Genomic DNA, 22021 nt, shown 5'->3' with positions numbered 1-22021 from the left:
TTTATTTAATTCAAATTAAATTCTGATACTACTTTATTAAAGTGCTTTTCTATATATTCTTTTAATATCTTCTAATTCAAATTTCACAGGATGAATATTCATACTTCCTTGAGATACCTTTAAGCAATTTTCTGACATCCAATCTATATCTTCTTCTTTTATCCCCTGCTCTTTAAGTGTTGTCTCTAAATCTATATCTTTTAATAATTTTCTTATTGACTTTACACAGTCATTTTCATCAGCTCCACCCAATAATTTTGATATTACAGCAAATTTTTCAGGCGCTACACATATTGATTCCTCATAGATAACAGGTGTCAATGCTGCGAGGCCTCTTCCATGTACAATATCTCTTAATCCACTTGCAGGATGTTCCATGCCATGTGCTGCTGTTACCCCAGCAGTATTGATTACCATTCCACCTAATGTACTTGCCCATGTTATCGCATCAAATGCTTCCATATCTTCTGGATTTTTATAAGCTCTAACTAAATTTTTTCCTATTAATTCAATTCCCTGTAGTGCCATCATTGTAGTAATTGGCTGGGCATTTTTAGATATATATGCCTCCATATTGTGACAAAGTGCATCAAACCCAACTGATGCTAAAATATGCTTTGGCATTGTAGTCATAAGCTCTGGATCTACTATGGATGCCTTTGCGATTATAGCATTACATCTTAAAGATTTTTTATCATTATTCTCAGGATTTGTTAATACTGCAAATCCATTTCCTTCACTTCCTGTTCCACAAGTTGTAGGAACTAATATTATAGGAAGTGCTTTGTCACTTAATTTTTTTCCATATATATAATCTGAAACATCTCCTTCATTTAATGTAACAAAAGCAATTGTCTTTGCAGCATCCATTATGCTTCCACCACCAAGGCCAACAATAACATCACACCTCTCTTCTTTTGCAATATCTGCTCCTTTGTAGACAGTAGTCGTTAACGGGTTTTGCTCTACTTTATCAAAAATCACAGCTTTAATTTTATTTTTTTCAAGTAAAGATACAGCTTTATCTAACAGACCAGTTTTCTTTGTGCTGCTTTTTCCTGTAACAATTAATGCTTTCTTACCATACTTAGCAGTCTCAACTCCTAATTCTTCAACTCGTCCTCTTCCAAATATAATATTTACTGGTAAATTGTAATTAAATCTCATCAAAATTCATCTCCATATTTATTTTTGATCTTAATTTTTGCTACTGAACTTTTCTATAGCTCTTTCAAAAATCTTAAGGCCTTCTTCTAATTGTTCATCCGTCATTACAAGAGGCGCTAAAAATCGTATTACTTGTCCACAAGTTCCTGAGTTTTCTAACATAAGTCCATTTTGAACTGCCTCTTCTATTATTTCTGAAACAATTGCTGTATTTGGATTTTTAGATTCTTTATCTGTAACAAATTCCATTCCAATCATTCCTCCAAGACCTCTTACATCACCTATTACATCATATTTTTCCATCCATTCTCTATATCTCTTTTGAACCTTCTCACCTATTTCTAAAGAACGTTTTGCAAAATTATCTCTTTCCATTATTTCTATAGTTTTAATTGCTGCTGCACATGCTAATGGATTACCACAATAAGTTCCTCCAATGGTTCCTCCAAGAACACTTTCCATTATTTCTTCTCTTGCTACAATTGCACTAAGTGGAAGTCCTGCACCAATAGATTTTGCAGTAGCTAAAATATCTGGCATAACTCCTTCTTCTTTCCAATATTCACTTGCAAACATTCTTCCTGTACGGCAAAATCCGCTTTGTACTTCATCTGCAATCAACAATATTCCATTATCATCACATATTTTACGTACAGCTTTAACCCATTCTATTGGTGCAGGAATAAATCCTCCTTCACCTTGTACAGGCTCAACAACAATTGCTGCTATATACTCAGCAGATGAACATTCTTCAAATACTTTATATATAGAATTTATATAATACTCTATAGCTTCATTATCACTCATTCCCTTTGGCTTTCTATAAAGATAGGGAAATTCCGCCCTATATACTCCTTCTGGAAATGGTCCAAGTCCTTTTGCATATGCTTTTTTAGATGTCATTGCCATAGTTAAATTAGTTCTTCCATGAAATGCTCCTGAAAAACAAATTATATTAGGTCTTTTAGTAAATGCTTTTGCCACCTTTATTGCATTTTCATCTGCTTCTGCACCACTATTTGCAAAATATGTTTTCTTTTTATCACCTTTAACAGGAACAATTTCATTTAACTTTTCAGCTAATTTCACATATCCTTCATGAGTAACTATATTAAACATCCCATGAAAATATTTTTCTGATTGTTTTTTTACTTCCTCAATAATTTCAGGATGGCCGAATCCCACATTTAGTACCCCAACTCCACCGATCCAATCTAAAAATTTATTTCCATCTACATCTTCAATCACAGCCCCTTCTCCACGTTCAATGACAACAGGATACACGCATTTTATGGCACTTGGTACAGCTTCTTTACGTCGTTCTATAATTTTCTTAGCTTTTGGTCCAGGTAAACTTTCACTTATTATTTTTGGTAAATCATTTTTTAACATTTATAACATCCCCTTGTTCATAATTTCATTAATTATTAAATTATTTCTTAAATAATGGTATAAAAATAAAGGCATTCTTATATCCACTCTAGAACGCCTTTGTCCAAAATTATTTTATTTTTATTACCACAATATAGTATTTATTGTTATAATAATCTTAGCACTAACATTATCAACTCTCTATGTTATATAGCATAAATATTTTTATATTTTTAGTGCTATAAGCACAAATATACTTATTATTATTTTTTAGGAGAATGCATTATGTCAATTACATTAAAAAGTTTATATTATGAAACAAAAAATAAATATAAATTAAAATTGATTGCTGGAGAAAGTGGAATTGACAATGTAGTCAGCTGGTTTCATTTTATGGAAGATGAATCTACAATAAATTTCATACGCGGAAATGAACTGATTGTAACTACTGGAATTGGCTCAAAAAATAATGACTGGCTTGATAATTTAATTAAAGGTTTGATAAAGAATCATGTATGTGGATTAATAATAAATATAGGGCAGTATATAAAGACAATTCCTGATCATACAATATCCTATTGTAATGAAAATAATTTTCCTCTTTTTATAATGCCTTGGGAAATTCATTTAGTGGATATAATGCAGGATTACTGCAATAAAATCATCAATGCAAAGCAAACTGCCTCCAACATATCTAGTGCATTTTTTAATGCTATTTATTATCCTGACAATATAAACTTGTTCAAACCACCTCTTAAACAGGAGGGTTATGATCTTAATGGATTATTTACAATAATATCATTAGAATTAGAAAGTTCAATTTATTCAAAAACTTCTGAGATATCACTTAAATATTTTATAATAAACATTGAAAAAATACTTAATTCATTTTCTTTTAAATATAGTATTTTATTAAATGACCAAGATTTAACTATTATAATTAACAACTCATCTGCTACAGACATTCCACAATGCCTTAATGTTTTATTTAATGAATACTTAAAAAATCAAAAATCTTTTAATAATATGGGTGTTAGCTTATCCTCTAAAGGTATAGACACATTACCCAAAAGTTTTAAAGAAGCTAAATGTGCTAGATATATTGCAATCAAAGATAATAAATGTATCGTTTACTATAATGATATTGGATTATATAAACTTCTTTTTAATATTAATAATAAGGAAATATTAGTTGATTTATATAATGAGTATCTTGGAAAACTTAAAGAATATGATTTAATTCATAAAACTGATTATTTGAACATATTAAAGCTGTACATAAATAATAATTCCAGCATACAGGCTGTTTCAGAAAAAACTTTTACTCATAGAAATACAATTAACTATAGAATAAAAAAGATCAAAGAAATATTAAACACCGATCTAAATAATCCAAAAGATAAGTTCAATTATATGCTGGCATTTTACATAGAAGAAATGTTAAATTTGAACGTAACATAAATATATTGTGTAGAATCAGAATTTAGTGGGAAATAACCGAAATTTNCGGTCGCTTCCATAACAACTCTAGTTTCTTCATTTAATTCAGAAATAGATTCAACTAATGCTTTTAAATCAGCTTCAGTATGATTTATTTCATGTGGTTCACTAATAACCTCACCATATTCTTTCAATATACATACTGTACTTTTTCCTTTTGAAACATCAATTCCAACACTAATCATGTTAATCCTCCTAAAAAATTATTGTAATTTTAATCCACCCACACTTATTACAATTCATTTTGGTTAGTTACACGAAAGCCGTACGGTTTCAACCTGCTTAATCGAATCTTTATAATAAGGGATGGCTGACAGTTTTAGCTACGGATGTTAAAACCCAATTCTAAAGTCGTCATACCAAATTACTCCCTTTATTATAAATTAAAATAAGTGCAGATGTTAAATCATATATTTATGATTTGTATCTACACTTATAGAGTACCAAATTCTAATGGCAGAGGTTGCGCCAAAAAATGTTTGCTCCAAAAAGCAAGTTTTTGGACAAACAATTTTGGAACAGCCTCTGCCAAAGAATTTAAAAGCTGAAATTTCTAATACAATACTACGCATATTCATATATTGAATTTCTTTGTTTTTCTCTAAAATCATATATACTCAATTTATTTTAATTATGATTAATGTTTTTTATATTCTATGCCTTAAAGTATATCTTCCAATCAATGGATGTAATTTATGAAGTCACCTATAAAAATCACCTTAACCATCATAGAATAAGCAAATTCGTAAGAATGTATATTCTGATATTTATAAATCTATATCTTTTTAAAAATGATAAAATATTAACCTTTTAAATCTTTAACATATATAAATAACTATTCCTTAATTTAAAAATGTATTTATGTATAGCAACAATAATACCACTACTCTGAATTTAGATTAAACAAAGAAATAAAGCATTTGTGTGGGCGGTGTCTTGCATCAAAAAATGAAGCTTTAAAATTTTTCATCAATGATTGTTCCAAAATTGTTTGTCCGATCTTGCATCGGAGCAAACGTTTTTAGATACAATCGTTGATGCTTAAATTTTTAGCTTCATTTTTGCAGCAAGCGAGCCCACATAAATGCTTTATTTCGGTTGTTATCCACTAAACTTTGTACGTCCCTTATTTATATTCACCATCATAGTAATCTGCAATTTCATTATTTTTATAAATTCTATTTTCCTTACCTTTTATAGCTACTCCAATCTTATTAGAATTTGGATAACCTATAATATCTGGTGAATTATTTGTATCACATTCAAAGTAAACAAGCATATCTGTATATGACGAATTAAATAATCTATGTGATGTATTTTCTGATGCAGGACATATTATAGTATCTCCTGTTGAAACTTTTTTCTTGCCTTCTGGAGTATCTAAAATCCCCTCTCCACTTATTATATAAAAAATTTCTTCATTATTTACATGATAATGATATGGATAATTTGCTTTTTGAGGTGGTATCTCATATATGTTTACAAGGCATCTGTTATCACTATTCTGCTGTGTTATTTCATATTTATAATATTCATAAGGATCATGTTCAGATTTGTGTTTTACTTTAATGTCACTTTTATTTACTACAGTAACTTTTCCATTATCCATTGAAACTCTCCCTTATTTTCTAGTATTTGTTCCTTGATGAAAAATCATTTTCCATTTTCCATCATATAATTTCCATATAGAACTTCTAATCGAAGATCTTTTGTTTTCGTCTTTTTCATTAAGTTTTATAACTTTGTATAATGCCAATACATAATTACCACTTAACTCTTTAATTTCAAAGTCTAATATCTCCCAATTATTTTCTATCTCATCATCTTTTTCTTGAAATATGTCACCATTCTTATAGTGATATATGCTTCCACTGCTACAAAATTCAATAAAATCATCTGATAGTATTTCATTTATTTTCTGTGATGATTTTCTTACCTCTGATTTCAACAAATCTTTTTCTAATTGGAGTATTCTTTCTATAAGTTTCATACCTCTCACCTTATTTATCTCTTTTCATATACATTTCTAATTAGCTTAATTACTTTTTATTTAAATTTCATCACACTTAGAATATTTAAGAAAGCCATCTTCCATGCTAACCGCTATTCTTCCAGTTTCATTTAAATATTCAACATATGATCTAAGCATTCGTTCCAAAGTTGAATATTTATATTGTGTTTTTACTGGAATATTAAATTCTTTTATTACTTCTTTTAGTATTTCTTCCATGGTCATTTTCCCATTAATAATTTCATATATTTTGTATGCTCTTTTCTTATAAAATTCTATATTATCATCTATAAGTTTGGTAATTTCATTATCTTTATAGATTCCCTTATGGGCAACAACATAGTTAGCGCATTTTAAATCATAAAGTTTTACCTTACTTTTCAAATCTTCCCTAAGAATAAATGCATATGGCATTTTAGCACCTTTCATAACTTCATAACTTATAAGAGCATCCCCTAAATAAGCAACATCATCTGGAGTAACAATACATATATGTGCTGGACTATGTCCCGGAGTATGTATAATTTTAAATTTAATTCCACATACATATATTTTGCTTGTATCATCTGAAATCATAATGTCAGTCTCACAAGCCATATGTCCAAAATGCTTGGTCACTTCACTTAAGGTCTGGCTGCTATAATAAACTTTTAAATTTACAGTTGAGCTACAAACAAGAGCTTCATATGATGACATAGCAATAATTGAATTATATTTTCCCTTTAAATATGTATTGTTTCCTATATGATCTATGTGAGCATGGCTGCATAATATACCGACAACTTTAAAATTATTTTCTTTTAAAAGCTTATCAATGCCCTCTCTTTCCTTTATCCATCCAGAGTCTAATAAAATTATTTCTTCATCATTAATTTTATAAAAAGGTATATATGTCATTCCTGTATCTATACAAAATGTGTTTCCTTTAATCTTCTTTATTTTCATACACATATTTTAGTTAAATTCTTAATAATAACTAAACATTCACTTCCTTTTTAATCCGTATAAAATGGGGTATAACCGCAAGTATTTTAGAATTATACTTAGATTTATATATTATTGCATTTCATTTAAAACTTTCTCAAAACAAACTGCCTGTAACATTTCTTTATATTTTCCATAATTATCTATAATTTTATATCTATTGCTTAAATAAAATCTTATGGCATTGTTATTGCATTTTCTTATTTCTAAAATCACCTTTAAGTACCCAAACTCTTTTGCCCTATTTTCTAACTGTAATAAAATCATCTTTCCTATTCCACGATTTTTTTCTGATGCATACATTCTTTTAATTTCTGCAACATCATCTGTTATTTCTCTAAATGCACCACATCCAACTGCTTTATTATCATCTCTTGCAATAACAAATATTGATCTCGTGTTTAACATATCATTATAATCAAAGCTGCCTTTTCCACTATTGCCTGTAATTTTTTCTAAAGTACATGATAGCTCCTCTATGAGCTTTATACCGTCTTGCGAATTAATACGTTCTTCTTTTATAGATATCATACCAATTTCCTTTCAATACTTTCCATAAATACTCTAGCAGTAATTATTTTTATTACTTCTTTTGTGCAATATAATCAATATAGCCTTGTCTTATTTTTTTACCTTCATATATTCTCTCAAATAATCTAACTTCCTTATAAATGATCTCCATATCTTCAAAGTATGTATCACACTCATTTATACCAAAATATGAATGCATTACATCCTCCCCATATTCTCTTTGAATATATTCATCATCATTTAGCTTAACACCTTGTCCATACCTTTCATCTTCTTTAGATAGAAAGCTTACAAAACATAAACCTTCACTCTTCAGTACTCTCTTAAATTCATTTATAGTATTTTTTACATCCTCTTTTGACATATGAAATATTGTCCCATAAGAATAAATAAAAGGTATTTCATTATTTTTAAATGGAAGATTTTTAATATCTCCTTGTCTAATATTTAAATTCATATTATGTTCTTTTTCAAAAGCTTTTGAAAGTTCTATTTGTTTTTCACTTAATTCAATTCCATAAGTCTCATAGCCTTCACTATAAAATAACCCTAGTGGCGGCATATTTCCTCCTGCTCCACAATCCAATATTTTCTTTTCCATATTACTTTTATTGCAGTATTCTAAAAACTTATATAATTGTGTTTGCCTATATATCATAAATTAGTCTCCTTCTGTCTTAATATTATAATATAAGTATTCTTTTATATAAATATTTGCTTTTAAGCGAACTTTTCTTAATCAAGCAATTTTTCTAACTCTTCTAAATAAATGCAATGTTTTATCGTATTATTTTTCACCGCCTTTATGCACTCTTCATAATCCATCCAAATTACCTCTTCAACTTCTTCCTTCTGAAGATTTAACTTTTCTATATCAATATCGTTTCTCTTCATCTTATAAACTCTTGTTACCTGATTATCTTTAAATAATTTTCCATGAAAAATATCACTATATGATATTCTTCTTATCAAGCGTAATTCTAATTCTTCTGAAGATGCATCTATTCCCAACTCTTCTTTAAGTTCTCTAAGTGCCGAATCCAAATATCCACATCCTGCTGGAATGTGACCTGCTGATGATATGTCATAACATCCTGGATTAGAATCCTTACTCTCACTGCGTTTTTGCAGCAACACATCTAATCCACCTTTATTATTATCCCTAACAATCCATACATGTGAGGTTCTATGTAAATCCCCATCTTCATGCACCTTTGTCCTTTCCTTTACAGTCCCTGTAGGTTCTCCATTTTCATCAACAATATCAAACATTTCCATTAATAATTCCTCCAAAGTATTATCTTTCTAATTTATCGTACTTTTCAAATATGCTATTATACATGAATTCAATTATTATTTTCTCAAAAATGCAGCTCATTAATTCTATATTAAATCCAAAAGTTACGGTTCAAAATAAAACATAACTTTTGGGCTTATTATTTTTATCTTCCCGGCCAAATAATTTAAACTCACCTGCAATAGGAATCAAAACAGTTATCTCTTCATTCCTATCACTAAAAACAATGAATAATCCAATACTCCATCTTTCATATCTTTCTTTCCTTCATATGCAGTTTCAAAGAATACATTTTTAAAATTATACTTTTCCATCAAAGCTTTTAATTCATCACGGTCAAATCCATTATGTCCATGAAAGTCTTTTTCTTCTGCATGAAATCTTCCATCATCTTTATCTAAATCAATAATAATTACAACTCCATTAGTTTTTAATAATTTATATATTTTCTTTAATTCATATTCAATATCATCAATATGATGAAAAACCATTGAACTATAAACAACATCAAACTTTTCATAAAATCTGCCAGAATATATTAAGTCTTTTTCAGATACCTCTATATTAGATATATTAAATTTTTTAATTTTATTTAATAAAATCTGCTGCATTTCTTTAGATATATCCATGCAATATATTTTATTAAATTTCTCAATTAAATTACATGAAATCAGGCCTGTTCCACATCCTATTTCTAAAGCAGTTAATCCCTTTGTATAATCAATCTTTTCAGAAATTACATCTGATAAAATTTTAGCTCGTTTTATTCTTGTCTCTGTATCCCATTTAGCTGCTTCTTCATCAAAATACATTTTTATAATACTCCCCTTTACCTGCTTACTATTCACTTTTCACATTTGAATAATATAGATCTTTAAAATATAAATTATTTTCTAATAAATCATAAAAAGTACCTTGTCCAATTATTTCCCCGTTTTTTAATGCTATAATTCTATCGAAGTTTTTAATCGAATCTAAATTATGCGCTATAACAATAATTGTTTTATCATTTAATAAATCCATAATAGAATTCATCACTTTTTCTGCTGAAAAATCTAATACAATTTTTTACTATATCTATTTTAACATTTTTTCATATTTTTATGGAATTTTTTTATTTATTGTAGAAGAAATCATATTTGTTTTCATCAATACGATTTCTTTAATTTTTCAGTAATTATTTATATAAGATCCAAATTCTTTTATTATCTTTAATCTATCTCCACTATATACTTAGTTAAATCTATAAAATCGAATCTATTAATTATAAATTTTAAATCAGCTAATATACATATTTTCTATATATCTATAGTTCATCATATGCGATTACAACATTATTCCCAGATTCCATATTTTTAATTTTTACTTCATTTCTTTTTACTTCATCTTCTCCAACAAGTATTACATATTTAACACCTATTTTATCTGCATAATTCATTTTTTTCTTTAATGTATCATCTTCAAAATATATAGATGCTCCATATCCTTTTTTCTCTAGCTTTTTCATTATTTTAGCACAGTAATTTATTGTATCTCCTATTGGCATAATTAAATAATCAAGGCTGCTTTCTAAATTATAATTATCAATAAATCCTATTTCCTTAAGAATAAAAAATAATCTTGTCATGCCTATAGAAATACCAACTCCAGGCAATATCTTATCTGTATAATTTCCTGCCAAGTTATCATATCTTCCTCCAGAGCATATAGATCCATATTTTTCATTGTCAGTTAATAATGTTTCAAAAACAGTTCCAGTGTAATAATCTAAACCTCTAATAATTTTTAAATTAATTGTAAATTTATCATCTTCTACATCTAAAGTATTCAGCATTTCTTTTACTTTTTTTAATTCAGAAATTCCATCTATAAAATAAGTATCTTTTATATTTAGATTTGAAAGCTTTTCTATTTTTTCATTATTGTCTCCATCAGTATCCAATATATTATTCAAGAATTCACTTTTCTTATCACCAATTAATTCTATTAATTCTTCTTCAAATTTTGATTTTCCTATTTTGTCGTATTTATCAATTAGTATCATAACTTCTAATTGGTTATCTATTTTTAGCTCATTAAAAATTCCCTTCAGTATTTTTCTATTGCTTATTTGGAATTTAAATTGTTCTAATTTTATTGCTTTGAATGCTTTATAAACTAAACTTATGACATATGCATCATTATATATACTTAACTTTCCGTTACCTATTATATCAACATCACATTGATAAAATTCTCTATACCTTCCTTTTTGATTTCTTTCACCTCTATATACCTTACCTAGTTGATACCTTTTAAAAGGAAATTGCAATCTATCGTAATATTGTGCTGTAAACCTTGCAAACGGAACAGTCAAATCAAATCTTAAAGTTAAATCGTTTTTTCCTTTTTGAAATCTATATACCTGTTTTTCTGTTTCTCCTCCTGATTTTGCAAGAAGTACTTCTGCTTTTTCTATTATCGGTGTATCCATTGGCAAACATCCATTTTTCTCATATACATCTAAAATCTTATTTACAATATCATTAAATTTTTGCTGTTCTTTTGGTAATAGCTCCATGAATCCTGGTAATATACTTGGCTTAATTAAATTTTTATTCATAATAATCTTCACTCCTAAATTAATATTATTTTTATATAACAAAAAACCATGCAGGCAAATACCCACATGGTTTAATAAATTATGACTATACTTAATTTATCATTCCTAGAGATACAAGCCCACGCTGATAGACTTGTATCTGCTTTACGCAAACCAAGTCTCTAGTAATGATGATGCATTAAATTTGAGTTAATAATAAGTATATTCATAATAATCCTCCTCATTTTATATCTATTGTTATTATATATCTTATATTTTTGTAATTCAACCTAGTTTTCTTTTTTGTCAATTTCTTTAATGACTATATTTCCATATGTATATATACACTTTTTAACATTTTCATAATCTAAGGAATGAACCTTAAATATTTCGGAACTTTCCTCATACTGAACAGTTAACTGTTTATAGCTCATAAACATGCCACTTTCACTTTTTATATTCTTTATTTGATTAAAACCAATAAACTTTCCGCTAGAACAAATAAAACCTTCTGTAGATATTTTAGGAATACAAAATATAGAAATAAGCAGTTGCATTCCTACTGTCATATATAATGTTACTATTAAAACAAGTTCTTTCGTATTTTTTATACTCAATACATCATTATTGGCATTTAATAAAATTAATAATAGTGCCGAAATTGTATTTGCTAAGTTATTCCTTTTTAAATTAATATAATTGTCTGAAATCTGCTTTCTGCTTATATTATATGTGTATATATTTTTTATTAAAATTGCTGAAAAAGTCAAAACTATTATTCCACATCCCCAATAAGCATATTTAGTCCCACCACTTAAAATAGCAAATCCCAATACTATAATTAAACATACTAAAAGTAAATATTTTTTCATCACTAAAATCGCCCCTCAATATTAAATAAATAGCACAATCACATATTCAGTATCGTTTTCCCCCCTAAATTATCCATTTTTATCCTGTAAAACTTCGTTCATATTGTGGTCTTTTCATTTATTATTCCTGATCTATATGCTAAAAGTAGAAGTTTGAGATCTGTAATTTGATTTTTAAGTCCAATTCCTATATCAGTATCTCCAACCCTTTTTCTTTCTAATCTTTTTTTAACAAGCAAAGTTGTAGAAAGTATATCTCTCTCATATAATATGGCATTTTCTATTGAATCAAACGGTTCATGCTCTACAAGTTGAAGCCCATATGAATTATAAATTAGCGTATATCCTGCTATTCCAGTATAACCTCTATATGCCTTTGCAAATCCTCCATCTATTACTATTAGCTTCCCATTTGCTTTTACTGGACTTTCACCTTTAATATTTTTTACTGGTACATGTCCATTTATTATTATGGAGTCTTTAGAGCATATACCAAATTCATTTAATATCATATTGCAAACCTCTTCATCATCTCTAAAATCGTAATATGGATTCATTTTTTCAACATGCATTGATTTATCTTTGATAAAATATCTTTCAAATGTTGCCATATTCTCCTTTCCAAATAATGAGGAGTTAGATCCATTCCATAAATACCACATTATATCCATACCATACTCTTTCTTTTCTATATCCTCTTTATTAAAATAGCCTTCTCTAACTAAAATCTCAAATTTATCTAAAAGTTCTCTTCCACTATATTCCTTTCCATTTATGTTCATAGTCTTAAATGACTTATCTTCATTCAATGGTATACAGCCATGAAATAACAAATTAGAATTATACTTTAAGTATATGCTTCCTTTAGATAAGAGAAATAAAATATGACTTTGTAACTTATTGCTGTTAACAAATGACGATTTAAGTTTTTCAATAAGAATCTCCTCTTCTTCTGTAAGCTTAAACGGATGTTCTTTTTTTATTGTTGGGAAATTTTTATCAGTTAGTTCATACTCTATCCCATCAAGTACAATTACTCCTTTATCGTAATCTATCTTATTCAATAATAATCTATGTTCCATTTGAAATTCTGGTCTTCTCTTTATTACTTCATATTCTAATTTAAACTGCATAATAGTTATTGCCTTATGCATCTTAGCAATTAATTCGTTTTCATGTTTGCTATTTAAATTTGCATCATTACTTTTAGACATGAAAAAAGCGCATGAATCATTTTCATAATTTTTCATTGCAAATGTTGCTAATGGAATTAAATTAATTCCATATATATCTTCAATAATATCTAAATTTGAATATCTAGCCGATATTCTTAAGACATTTGCTATACACACTTTTTGCCCAGCTGCAGCTCCCATCCATACAATATCATGATTTCCCCATTGTATATCAACTGAATGATAATCCATAAGAGTATCTAATATTATATCTGGTCTAGGACCTCTATCATATATATCACCTATTATGTGTAGCCTATCAATAACAAGCCTTTGTATAACTTTTGATAAAGCAATTATAAAATCACGTGCTCTGCCTATATCTATTATTGTTGTTATTATTCTATCATAATATTTCTTCTTATCATATTCATCAGAATTTTCATGCAGTAATTCTTCTATAACGTATGCAAACTCACTTGGTAAAGCTTTTCTCACCTTTGATCTTGTATATTTAGAAGATACATTTCTACATAGTTTGATTAGCCTATACAATGTTATTCTATACCAATTTGATATATTTTTTTCCTCTTTTATTACTAGCTCCAATTTTTGTTCAGGATAATATACTAATGTAGCCAAACTTTTCTTTTCGCTATCCATTAAGGATTTTCCAAATATATCTTCTATCTTTCTTTTTATAACTCCTGATCCATTCTTTAATACATGGATAAAAGGCTCGTACTCTCCATGAATGTCACTTAAAAAATGTTCTGTTCCTTTAGGTAAATTTAAAATTGCCTCTAAATTAATTATTTCTGTTGCTGCTGATCCTATATTAGGATATTTTTGAGATAATAGCTCTAAATATTTTATTAGATTTCTATCTTTAAATTCATTTTTTTCTATATTTAACATTGGTTTGAACTCCATAGTTTTCCCCTCCCATATACTATCAACATAGCAATTAGTATATACTATTTATTAATTTACAGAAGATAAATTATACTATATATTTACTAAAGTACTCTATTTCATATATTTGCCTCTTATTTAATGTAATAAAAATTAATGCAAATACATCTTTTTGTTTTATAATCTTTTAAATAAATTATTATTTAATAAATATATTCTATTTCAACAATTGTTAAATAATGCATTTGCAGATAATTAATTTTCTCACTTTATTACTTTTATATCAAGTTCTTTTTGACATTAACTAATCAAATTGCTATAATATGTATTAGAGTGTTGACAAAAAGGTCACATGAAGGGGTACACCACCATTGGTGTAGGTCTTCATGTGACTTTTTTGTTTATTTCCATTTTTCGGTAGGAGGTGTGATTATGATTTATGTCAATGGAAATTTAGTTACTGATGCAGATAGTTTAACTTTATATGATTATTTAAGTCGTGAAGGTTATTCTTTTGCTTTTATTGCAGTTGAATGTAATGGTCAAATAATTCCAAAATCCATGTATAAAGAAAAAATTTTAAAAGAAGATGACCATTTAGAAGTTGTAAGTTTTGTAGGAGGTGGCTGATATGAAAATTTATATCAATGGTAAGTCTATAGAAACTGATGTTTTAACTCTTGATAATTTACGTAATAAACATTATTCAAATAATGAAAATTTAGTTACTATAATAAATGGATTTCAAACTTCTGATGATGTAACAATTAATGAAAATGATGAAATATTTTTTATTAAAAAAGGCAAAATGCCTTCTAAAGATGAATTTGAACGCTTAATGTGTGCTAGGAATACTCCTCATGTATTTGAAAAAGTCAAATCTGCTAAAGTTGCAATTGCAGGACTTGGTGGTCTTGGTTCAAATATAGCTATAAATCTAGCTAGAACTGGAGTTGGCCATCTTCATTTGATTGATTTTGACATTGTTGAACCAAGCAATTTAAATCGTCAGCAATATAAAATTAAACATCTTGGAATGTACAAAACAGAAGCCTTAAAAAATGAAATTGAAGAAATAAATCCATTTATTAAAGTAACCCTAGATACTATTCGAGTAACTGAAGAAAACATACCTTCACTATTTTCGGATGAAGATATTATCTGCGAAGCTTTTGATAATCCAAAGAATAAAGCTATGCTTGTAAATACACTACTTGAAAAATTTCCTTCAAAAAAAATAGTAGCAGCATCTGGAATGGCAGGATATGAAAGCAGCAATACAATAGAAACAAAAAAGATAACAGATAATTTCTATTTATGCGGAGATAACAAAACTGGTGCAAAGATAGGTCGTGGACTTATGGCACCACGTGTAAGTATATGCGCAGGCCATGAATCTAATATGATTTTAAGACTTATACTCGAAATTTATGAAGTTTAAAAACATTAAACTAAAATCTCATAAGTTTAAACTTTAATCTAATTAAAGTTTAAGTAAATAACCCTAAAGTGCAATATTATGTATGAAAGATAGGAGATAAAAATATGGAAAATAATACAGACAAGCTTATTATTGGTGGGCACGAATTTAATTCAAGATTCATATTGGGATCTGGAAAATATTCATTAGATTTAATTAATGCTGCTGTAAAAAATGCAGGCACTGAAATAATAACTCTTGCATTAAGACGTGCTAATATAGATGGTACTGCAAATATTCTTGATTATATACCTAAAAACGTGACATTATTACCAAATACATCTGGAGCTAGAACTTCTGAAGAGGCTGTAAGAATAGCACGCCTTTCTCGTGAAATTGGATGCGGGGAATTTGTTAAAATCGAAGTTATACGTGATTCAAAATATCTTTTACCTGATAATTATGAAACTTTAAAAGCAACTGAAATTCTTGCTAAAGAAGGATTTATTGTCATGCCTTATATGTATCCTGATCTTAACTCTGCAAGAGATATGGTCAACGCTGGTGCTTCAGCAATTATGCCGCTTGGTGCACCTATTGGTTCAAACAAAGGTTTATCAACTCGTGATTTTATAAAAATATTAATTGATGAAATTGATCTTCCAATTATAGTTGATGCAGGCATAGGGCGACCTTCTCAAGCATGTGAAGCAATGGAAATTGGTGCTGCTGCTGTTATGGCTAATACTGCAATTGCAACTAGCGGAAACATACCTCTTATGGCGAAAGCATTTAAAAATGCCATAATTGCTGGACGTAGTGCTTATCTCTCTGGTCTTGGACGTGTTCTAGACGCTGGTGCCAGTGCCTCATCACCCCTAACTGGATTTCTTAAAAATTAAGGAGGTAATTATAAATGGAACAACGTGTTGATCATATGAAATACATGTCTGGCATGGAAGTTATCGAGTCAGATATATTAGATGAAGTTATTTCTAAAATGAATTTTTATAATAGCAACAAATATACTGCTAATGACGTACGTGCATCCCTTCAAAAAGAGACTATTTCTGTTGAAGATTTTGGAGCTTTACTGTCACCTGCTGCCCTTCCTCTTCTTGAAGATATAGCAAAGCGCGCAAAACTAGAAACTCGCAGACATTTTGGTAATTCAATCCAAATGTTTACTCCACTTTACATAGCCAATTATTGTGAAAATTATTGTATTTATTGTGGCTTTAACTGCCATAATAAAATAAATCGAGCTAAACTTACAAGCGAAGAAATTGAAAAAGAAATGGAGACAATTGCAAAAACAGGACTTCAAGAAATACTTCTCCTTACTGGAGAAAGCAGAAGCATGTCTGACGTTTCATATATAGGTGAAGCTTGTAAACTTGCAAGGAAATATTTTAAGGTTGTTGGACTTGAAATTTATCCTGTTAATAGTGATGAATATTCATATCTTCACGAGTGTGGTGCTGATTATGTTACTGTATTTCAAGAAACTTATAATTCTGATAAATATGAAACACTTCATCTTTCTGGTCATAAGCGTATTTTCCCATATAGATTTAATGCTCAGGAACGTGCATTAAAAGGTGGAATGAGAGGTGTTGGTTTTGCTGCACTTCTAGGACTTGATGATTTTAGAAAAGATGCTTTTGCAACTGGACTTCATGCATACCTTCTTCAACGTAAATATCCACATGTAGAAATAGCATTCTCATGTCCACGTCTTCGTCCAATAATAAATAATGATAAAATAAATCCTAAAGATGTACATGAGCCTCAGCTTCTTCAGATAATTTGTGCCTATAGAATATTTATGCCATTTTCAAATATTACAATATCAACACGTGAATGTGCAAGATTCCGTGATAATGTAATTGGTATTGCTGCAACTAAAATTTCTGCTGGTGTATCTGTTGCTATTGGCGGACATAGTGAGGAAGCAAGAGGTGACGAGCAATTTGAGATTTCAGATTCACGTGATGTACAAGAAGTATATGATGCAATTATAAATCATGATCTTCAGCCAGTTATGAGTGATTATATTTATGTTTAACATATTAGCCATTACTAATCGTCATATATGTACTGATGACTTTTTTACACAACTAGAAAAAATTTGTTCAGCAAATCTAAAAATTTCATCTTTAAAAAAATCATCTTCAATGTTGTCTTCTCTAAAAATAGTTCTTAGAGAAAAAGATTTATGTGAAACTGATTATAAAAAGATTGCTGAAAAAGTTTTTAAAATATGTAAGATACATAATACTGATTGTATACTTCATACCTATTATAATGCAGCAAAAGAACTTAACTGTGACAATATTCATTTACCATTTAATATTTTTAAGAATCATCCTAACATTTCTAATAAATTTAAATGTGTAGGTGTTTCAATACATTCTATAGATGAAGCGATAGAAGCAGAAGAACTAGGAGCAGGTTATATTATAGCTGGGCATATCTTTCCTACAGATTGCAAAAAAGATTTACCTCCAAGAGGACTTAGCTTTTTATCATCTGTATGTAGTTCAGTCAACATCCCAGTATATGCAATTGGTGGAATATCTCCTTCAAATGCACAAAGCGTTTTAAATGCAGGCGCTTATGGAATTTGTCTTATGTCTTCACTTATGAAATGTAAAAATCCTAATGAATATCTTAACAGTTTTAGTGATTCATTTTAATTTATAGTTAATATGGCAAATTTGTACAATAAAATTACCACCTTTCAAATTGCAATGTAATTAACACAGTAATTTGAAAGATGGTAAGACTTAAACAAATGATATTCTACTCATCCCTTATCAAATATTTTTCTTAATAATTAAGCTTAATATTAACAATTTCTGCCTTACTGCCAATTCTCATTCTTGGCCCCCATGTGCCTACACCGCTTGAAACAATAATATTAGTATTTTTAACCTTTAAATACCCATAATCTATTAAGAAAAGATTTTTAGTAATTAAGTTACCTGGAAATAGTTGCCCCTTATGAGTATGCCCACAAAGAATCATATCAATATTTTTTTCTGCTTCTTCATTGATTTTAGATGGCTGATGGTCAAGCATTATTATAGGCTTATTTGTATTTACATCTTCAAGCACAGCATTTATGTCTTCTCTTTTAATCCCTTGTTCACCTATTGGTGAAATATCCTTTCTTCCTACAACTGTAAATTCATCATCTATTTCTAGGAACTCATCCTGAAGAAGTTTGATATCTGCCTGCTTAAAAAACTCAACCATTTTATCATATGAACTTCCTGAGTCATGATTTCCAAGTACTGCATAAGTTCCATATTTACTATTTAAATTCTTAAATGCATCTTCTATTTTTTCAATATCTTCTACAGCATAGTAATCTCCATCAAATACATCTCCAGAAATTAAAACTATATCCGGTTTTAAACCATTTATTTTCTGAGATATTTCTTCAATTTCCCTGTATCCAATTATATCTCCAATATGAATATCAGAAATCATAGCTATGTTTAACTCTTTATGATTATTGGAGATTCTACTTATATTAACATCATAATTTACTATTTGAATATTTTTAGCATTATAATTTCCATATAAAATAATCCCTGCTACTAATACAAAGATTATGGAACCAATTATAATCGAAGCTTTAGGATTATTTAAAATGCTTTCTTCAAAAAATTTTGTATGTCCAAATATTATTCTTATAATATCAAGTACTATAAAAATTATTAAAAGATATAAAAAGGTGCTCATATAATATCCGCTTATTATTTTAGCTATCTTAGTAAATTTAAACCTTGGAACGGCATATCCAATAAATATGCATAATGCACACATAATATATAAAATCCAAAATATAAGATTATTTATTTTAGGAAAAACAGCAGTTAGCAATAGTACAACTCTTTTTCCAACATAAAAGTTTAATATTGAATATACTAATAATGCTATTATAATCATTATTAACTCCAAAACTCACATCACCTATTTCATTTTTTATTATATATTATCATAAATAGAAAACTTTACAAAATATATGTTATACAAGATAAAACCTTTCAAATTGAACATTTATAACATATTTTTCTTTAATTTTTTGAAGCTTTTCAAAATGTTCACTTTTATTATGAAGTTTCTGAGCTTCAGCATCTTTCCACACCTCAATAAGAAGTATTTTGTTTTCATCTTCCACTGGAAAATAATATTCATATTTAATATTACCTTCTTCATCTCTAGATAATTGATCAATCTTTTCTTTAACTATCTCATTATAAAAGTCCTGCCTTGTCCCATCTTTAACTGTATATATAACATTTAAAATAATTTCATATGGCACTTTTAAAAGTGCTTCTTCTAAAGATGCTGCTTTTTCAACTATAAAATATTTCATAAATTCTTTCATAAACATATCTATTTTCCCTTCAATAGGGTTTATTTCGTCTACTATGAATATAACTTTTTTACAATCTGCTTTACCCATTGCAGGTAAAAATTCATTTACTGCCCATTCTACATCTTCTTTTTCATCTTCAAATCCATTTCTTGCATCACATATAAAATTACTTCCTTTATGCTCATTTAATAATTTTAAAGCATACATAATTGGATTTCTATAATCATCACTGCTACAAAACTTTTTCCATGTTAGAAACACTACATTTTCTTTTTCTAAATAATTTACTTCACAAAATTCCGAATTAAACATATTCCTCTTCTCCTTGTACATATTAATTGCTTATTATCAACATTATTCATTCCCTTAATATAGTCATTATAACATTATCTATAAATTAATTCTCTCATTTTCTTTACAACTTCTTTTAACTTACTATACAATATTTATATAGACTATATGGATATATACTCTGATTATAATTTTCTTTTGAAACCTTATAGTAATATAAAATTCACAATTAAGGAGATATGCATATGCACAATATTACCAAGATTCAACTTAAAGGATTATATAACACTCGTGATTTAGGTTATTTTAAAAGCTTAGACGGAAGAAAAATACGTTCACATAAATTGATAAGAAGTGGAGAATTATATAATTTATCAGATAATGATAAGAAAATATTATTAGATGAATATAACTTAAAAACAATTATAGATTTTCGTACAAAGACTGAAAGAGATGAGAAACCTGACCCAGTTTTAGAAAAAGTTAATGTAGTTATAAATCCAATATTGGAAGAAAAAACTTTAGGCATAACAAAGGAAAACAACTCTCAAACAGATTCAAATTCAAAGCTTCTAGAATATATAGATAGGCCAGATTTTGATGGTGAAAAATACATGATGAATATATATAAAAGCATAATTTGTGACGAATTTTCACTGCAGCAGTATAGAAATTTTTTTAATATACTACTTAATTCAAATGAAGGGGCTATATTATGGCATTGCAGTGCTGGAAAAGATCGTGTTGGTGTTGGAACTGCACTACTTTTAAGTGCATTAGATATCCCTAGAGAACTTATAATCGCAGATTATTTGATGGTTAATGAATTTACAAAAAAACAAATAGATTCTCTAGTTAATATAATTTCATCAAAAGTTAAAAATGTCACAGATATCTCACATATACAAGCTTTATTTACTGTTAAGGAAAGCTATATCAATTCTGTTTTTTATACAATTGATATAAATTTTGGTTCTATGAAAAATTTTCTAGAAAGTCAAATGAATTTAACAGCAGAAAGACTGAGCACTTTAAAAGAAATGTATTTAGAATAGCTATTCTCACATTCAATTTATAGACGAAATAAATAAATGACGTAGAATCAAAGTTTAGTGGATAACAACCGAAATTCAATATATGATAGGCTCGATTGTAGAGAAATTTCATCTAAAAATTCTAATGGCAGAGGCTGCACCAAAAAATGTTTGATCCAAAAAAACAAGTTTTGGACAAACAATTTTGGAACAGCCTCTGCCAAAGAATTTAAAAGCTGAAATTTCCAATACAATACTAAGCCTAAGCAGAGAACCCAAATCTGTGATTTGGTGTGAATCGCTTACCCAGCGAATGAATATGAGTCGGGTATTCATATATTGAATTTCTTTGTTTTTCTCTAAAATCATATATACCCAATTTATTTTAATTATGATTAATGTTTTTTATATTCTATGCCTTAAGATATATCTTCTAATTCAATGGAGGTAACTTATAAAGTTACCTATAAAAATCACCT

The 22021-nt window shown here is 28.2% G+C and carries 24 protein-coding genes; 7 read left to right on the top strand and 17 right to left on the bottom strand.

The window, feature by feature from the left end; translation table 11 throughout:
- Positions 1-36 precede the first annotated feature (36 nt).
- Positions 37-1167: an iron-containing alcohol dehydrogenase gene (locus BN2920_RS10205; RefSeq protein ID WP_058294905.1), complete on the bottom strand. Its 1131-nt coding sequence runs from the start codon at positions 1165-1167 to the stop codon at positions 37-39.
- A gap of 30 nt (positions 1168-1197) precedes the next feature.
- Entirely contained in the window at positions 1198-2559 is a 1362-nt protein-coding gene (locus BN2920_RS10200) for an aspartate aminotransferase family protein (protein WP_058294904.1), read from the bottom strand.
- Between the two features lie 264 nt (positions 2560-2823).
- Between BN2920_RS10200 and BN2920_RS10195 the strand changes: the two genes are divergently transcribed.
- Positions 2824-3999: a PucR family transcriptional regulator gene (locus tag BN2920_RS10195; protein WP_058294903.1), complete on the top strand. Its 1176-nt coding sequence runs from the start codon at positions 2824-2826 to the stop codon at positions 3997-3999.
- Here the strand turns inward: BN2920_RS10195 and BN2920_RS10190 are convergent.
- The 13 genes from BN2920_RS10190 to BN2920_RS10135 form a co-directional block, all read right to left on the bottom strand.
- Entirely contained in the window at positions 3963-4223 is a 261-nt protein-coding gene (locus BN2920_RS10190; RefSeq protein ID WP_058294902.1) for an IS110 family transposase, read from the bottom strand. The genes BN2920_RS10195 and BN2920_RS10190 overlap by 37 nt on opposite strands.
- 216 nt (positions 4224-4439) lie before the next feature.
- Positions 4440-4616 carry a hypothetical protein gene (locus tag BN2920_RS21745; RefSeq protein WP_172437910.1) on the bottom strand — a complete coding sequence of 59 codons (177 nt, stop codon included), beginning with the start codon at positions 4614-4616 and terminating at the stop codon, positions 4440-4442.
- A 548-nt stretch (positions 4617-5164) separates the two neighbouring features.
- Complete coding sequence (locus BN2920_RS10185; RefSeq protein ID WP_058294901.1) at positions 5165-5647, bottom strand: cupin domain-containing protein; 483 nt, start codon at positions 5645-5647, stop codon at positions 5165-5167.
- Positions 5648-5659: 12 nt separating this feature from the next.
- Positions 5660-6028, bottom strand: a complete 369-nt coding sequence (locus BN2920_RS10180; protein WP_058296894.1) for a nuclear transport factor 2 family protein — start codon at positions 6026-6028, stop codon at positions 5660-5662.
- A 60-nt stretch (positions 6029-6088) separates the two neighbouring features.
- Positions 6089-6994: an MBL fold metallo-hydrolase gene (locus BN2920_RS10175; protein ID WP_058296893.1), complete on the bottom strand. Its 906-nt coding sequence runs from the start codon at positions 6992-6994 to the stop codon at positions 6089-6091.
- A 111-nt stretch (positions 6995-7105) separates the two neighbouring features.
- The gene (locus tag BN2920_RS10170) at positions 7106-7564 is read right to left on the bottom strand and encodes a GNAT family N-acetyltransferase (protein WP_242868358.1); all 459 of its coding nucleotides are present in this window, start codon (positions 7562-7564) and stop codon (positions 7106-7108) included.
- 52 nt (positions 7565-7616) lie between these two features.
- On the bottom strand, positions 7617-8222 hold the full coding sequence (locus tag BN2920_RS10165) for a class I SAM-dependent methyltransferase (protein ID WP_058294900.1): 606 nt from the start codon (positions 8220-8222) through the stop codon (positions 7617-7619).
- Between the two features lie 77 nt (positions 8223-8299).
- Positions 8300-8842 carry an NUDIX hydrolase gene (locus BN2920_RS10160; protein WP_058294899.1) on the bottom strand — a complete coding sequence of 181 codons (543 nt, stop codon included), beginning with the start codon at positions 8840-8842 and terminating at the stop codon, positions 8300-8302.
- A 216-nt stretch (positions 8843-9058) separates the two neighbouring features.
- Complete coding sequence (locus BN2920_RS10155) at positions 9059-9673, bottom strand: class I SAM-dependent methyltransferase (RefSeq protein WP_058294898.1); 615 nt, start codon at positions 9671-9673, stop codon at positions 9059-9061.
- A 28-nt stretch (positions 9674-9701) separates the two neighbouring features.
- Positions 9702-9884: an ABC transporter ATP-binding protein/permease gene (locus BN2920_RS10150; protein ID WP_125148408.1), complete on the bottom strand. Its 183-nt coding sequence runs from the start codon at positions 9882-9884 to the stop codon at positions 9702-9704.
- 283 nt (positions 9885-10167) lie between these two features.
- Positions 10168-11463, bottom strand: coding sequence for a histidine--tRNA ligase (gene hisS, locus BN2920_RS10145; RefSeq protein ID WP_058294896.1), 1296 nt, complete (start codon positions 11461-11463; stop codon positions 10168-10170).
- Positions 11464-11732: 269 nt separating this feature from the next.
- Positions 11733-12314, bottom strand: a complete 582-nt coding sequence (locus BN2920_RS10140) for a hypothetical protein (protein ID WP_097919259.1) — start codon at positions 12312-12314, stop codon at positions 11733-11735.
- A gap of 98 nt (positions 12315-12412) precedes the next feature.
- On the bottom strand, positions 12413-14407 hold the full coding sequence (locus BN2920_RS10135) for a fructose-1,6-bisphosphatase (RefSeq protein WP_370468838.1): 1995 nt from the start codon (positions 14405-14407) through the stop codon (positions 12413-12415).
- A 429-nt stretch (positions 14408-14836) separates the two neighbouring features.
- Between BN2920_RS10135 and thiS the strand changes: the two genes are divergently transcribed.
- From thiS to BN2920_RS10110, 5 genes are all read left to right on the top strand, one after another.
- On the top strand, positions 14837-15034 hold the full coding sequence (thiS, locus tag BN2920_RS10130) for a sulfur carrier protein ThiS (RefSeq protein ID WP_058294893.1): 198 nt from the start codon (positions 14837-14839) through the stop codon (positions 15032-15034).
- 1 nt (position 15035) lies between these two features.
- Positions 15036-15845: a sulfur carrier protein ThiS adenylyltransferase ThiF gene (gene thiF, locus BN2920_RS10125; protein ID WP_058294892.1), complete on the top strand. Its 810-nt coding sequence runs from the start codon at positions 15036-15038 to the stop codon at positions 15843-15845.
- Positions 15846-15949: 104 nt separating this feature from the next.
- Positions 15950-16726, top strand: a complete 777-nt coding sequence (locus BN2920_RS10120; RefSeq protein ID WP_058294891.1) for a thiazole synthase — start codon at positions 15950-15952, stop codon at positions 16724-16726.
- Between the two features lie 14 nt (positions 16727-16740).
- On the top strand, positions 16741-17892 hold the full coding sequence (thiH, locus tag BN2920_RS10115) for a 2-iminoacetate synthase ThiH (protein ID WP_058294890.1): 1152 nt from the start codon (positions 16741-16743) through the stop codon (positions 17890-17892).
- Positions 17885-18523, top strand: a complete 639-nt coding sequence (locus tag BN2920_RS10110; protein WP_058294889.1) for a thiamine phosphate synthase — start codon at positions 17885-17887, stop codon at positions 18521-18523. The genes thiH and BN2920_RS10110 overlap by 8 nt, the downstream gene beginning before the upstream one ends.
- A 133-nt stretch (positions 18524-18656) precedes the next feature.
- Here the strand turns inward: BN2920_RS10110 and BN2920_RS10105 are convergent, their stop codons facing one another.
- Positions 18657-19784, bottom strand: a complete 1128-nt coding sequence (locus BN2920_RS10105; RefSeq protein WP_058294888.1) for a metallophosphoesterase — start codon at positions 19782-19784, stop codon at positions 18657-18659.
- Positions 19785-19863: 79 nt separating this feature from the next.
- Positions 19864-20529, bottom strand: a complete 666-nt coding sequence (locus BN2920_RS22505) for a putative quinol monooxygenase (RefSeq protein ID WP_307993461.1) — start codon at positions 20527-20529, stop codon at positions 19864-19866.
- A gap of 224 nt (positions 20530-20753) precedes the next feature.
- Here BN2920_RS22505 and BN2920_RS10095 point away from each other — a divergent pair, with 224 nt between their 5' ends.
- Entirely contained in the window at positions 20754-21563 is an 810-nt protein-coding gene (locus BN2920_RS10095; RefSeq protein ID WP_058294887.1) for a tyrosine-protein phosphatase, read from the top strand.
- Positions 21564-22021 lie beyond the last annotated feature (458 nt).

It is taken from the genome of Clostridium neonatale (genome assembly GCF_001458595.1).
Lineage (GTDB): Bacteria > Bacillota > Clostridia > Clostridiales > Clostridiaceae > Clostridium > Clostridium neonatale.
Note: the sequence above shows the minus strand (reverse complement) of the source record. Positions and strands in the feature narration are given on the sequence as shown.

Bases quoted from the DNA above. Each gene is read 5' to 3' on its own strand.
- BN2920_RS10205 (WP_058294905.1), bottom strand. From the start codon at position 1,167: ATGAGATTTAATTACAATTTACCAGTAAATATTATATTTGGAAGAGGA.
- BN2920_RS10200 (WP_058294904.1), bottom strand. From the start codon at position 2,559: ATGTTAAAAAATGATTTACCAAAAATAATAAGTGAAAGTTTACCTGGA.
- BN2920_RS10195 (WP_058294903.1), top strand. From the start codon at position 2,824: ATGTCAATTACATTAAAAAGTTTATATTATGAAACAAAAAATAAATAT.
- BN2920_RS21745 (WP_172437910.1), bottom strand. From the start codon at position 4,616: ATGAATATGCGTAGTATTGTATTAGAAATTTCAGCTTTTAAATTCTTT.
- BN2920_RS10185 (WP_058294901.1), bottom strand. From the start codon at position 5,647: ATGGATAATGGAAAAGTTACTGTAGTAAATAAAAGTGACATTAAAGTA.
- BN2920_RS10180 (WP_058296894.1), bottom strand. From the start codon at position 6,028: ATGAAACTTATAGAAAGAATACTCCAATTAGAAAAAGATTTGTTGAAA.
- BN2920_RS10175 (WP_058296893.1), bottom strand. From the start codon at position 6,994: ATGAAAATAAAGAAGATTAAAGGAAACACATTTTGTATAGATACAGGA.
- BN2920_RS10170 (WP_242868358.1), bottom strand. From the start codon at position 7,564: ATGATATCTATAAAAGAAGAACGTATTAATTCGCAAGACGGTATAAAG.
- BN2920_RS10165 (WP_058294900.1), bottom strand. From the start codon at position 8,222: ATGATATATAGGCAAACACAATTATATAAGTTTTTAGAATACTGCAAT.
- BN2920_RS10160 (WP_058294899.1), bottom strand. From the start codon at position 8,842: ATGGAAATGTTTGATATTGTTGATGAAAATGGAGAACCTACAGGGACT.
- BN2920_RS10155 (WP_058294898.1), bottom strand. From the start codon at position 9,673: ATGTATTTTGATGAAGAAGCAGCTAAATGGGATACAGAGACAAGAATA.
- BN2920_RS10150 (WP_125148408.1), bottom strand. From the start codon at position 9,884: ATGGATTTATTAAATGATAAAACAATTATTGTTATAGCGCATAATTTA.
- hisS (WP_058294896.1), bottom strand. From the start codon at position 11,463: ATGAATAAAAATTTAATTAAGCCAAGTATATTACCAGGATTCATGGAG.
- BN2920_RS10140 (WP_097919259.1), bottom strand. From the start codon at position 12,314: ATGAAAAAATATTTACTTTTAGTATGTTTAATTATAGTATTGGGATTT.
- BN2920_RS10135 (WP_370468838.1), bottom strand. From the start codon at position 14,407: ATGTTAAATATAGAAAAAAATGAATTTAAAGATAGAAATCTAATAAAA.
- thiS (WP_058294893.1), top strand. From the start codon at position 14,837: ATGATTTATGTCAATGGAAATTTAGTTACTGATGCAGATAGTTTAACT.
- thiF (WP_058294892.1), top strand. From the start codon at position 15,036: ATGAAAATTTATATCAATGGTAAGTCTATAGAAACTGATGTTTTAACT.
- BN2920_RS10120 (WP_058294891.1), top strand. From the start codon at position 15,950: ATGGAAAATAATACAGACAAGCTTATTATTGGTGGGCACGAATTTAAT.
- thiH (WP_058294890.1), top strand. From the start codon at position 16,741: ATGGAACAACGTGTTGATCATATGAAATACATGTCTGGCATGGAAGTT.
- BN2920_RS10110 (WP_058294889.1), top strand. From the start codon at position 17,885: ATGTTTAACATATTAGCCATTACTAATCGTCATATATGTACTGATGAC.
- BN2920_RS10105 (WP_058294888.1), bottom strand. From the start codon at position 19,784: ATGATTATAATAGCATTATTAGTATATTCAATATTAAACTTTTATGTT.
- BN2920_RS22505 (WP_307993461.1), bottom strand. From the start codon at position 20,529: ATGTTTAATTCGGAATTTTGTGAAGTAAATTATTTAGAAAAAGAAAAT.
- BN2920_RS10095 (WP_058294887.1), top strand. From the start codon at position 20,754: ATGCACAATATTACCAAGATTCAACTTAAAGGATTATATAACACTCGT.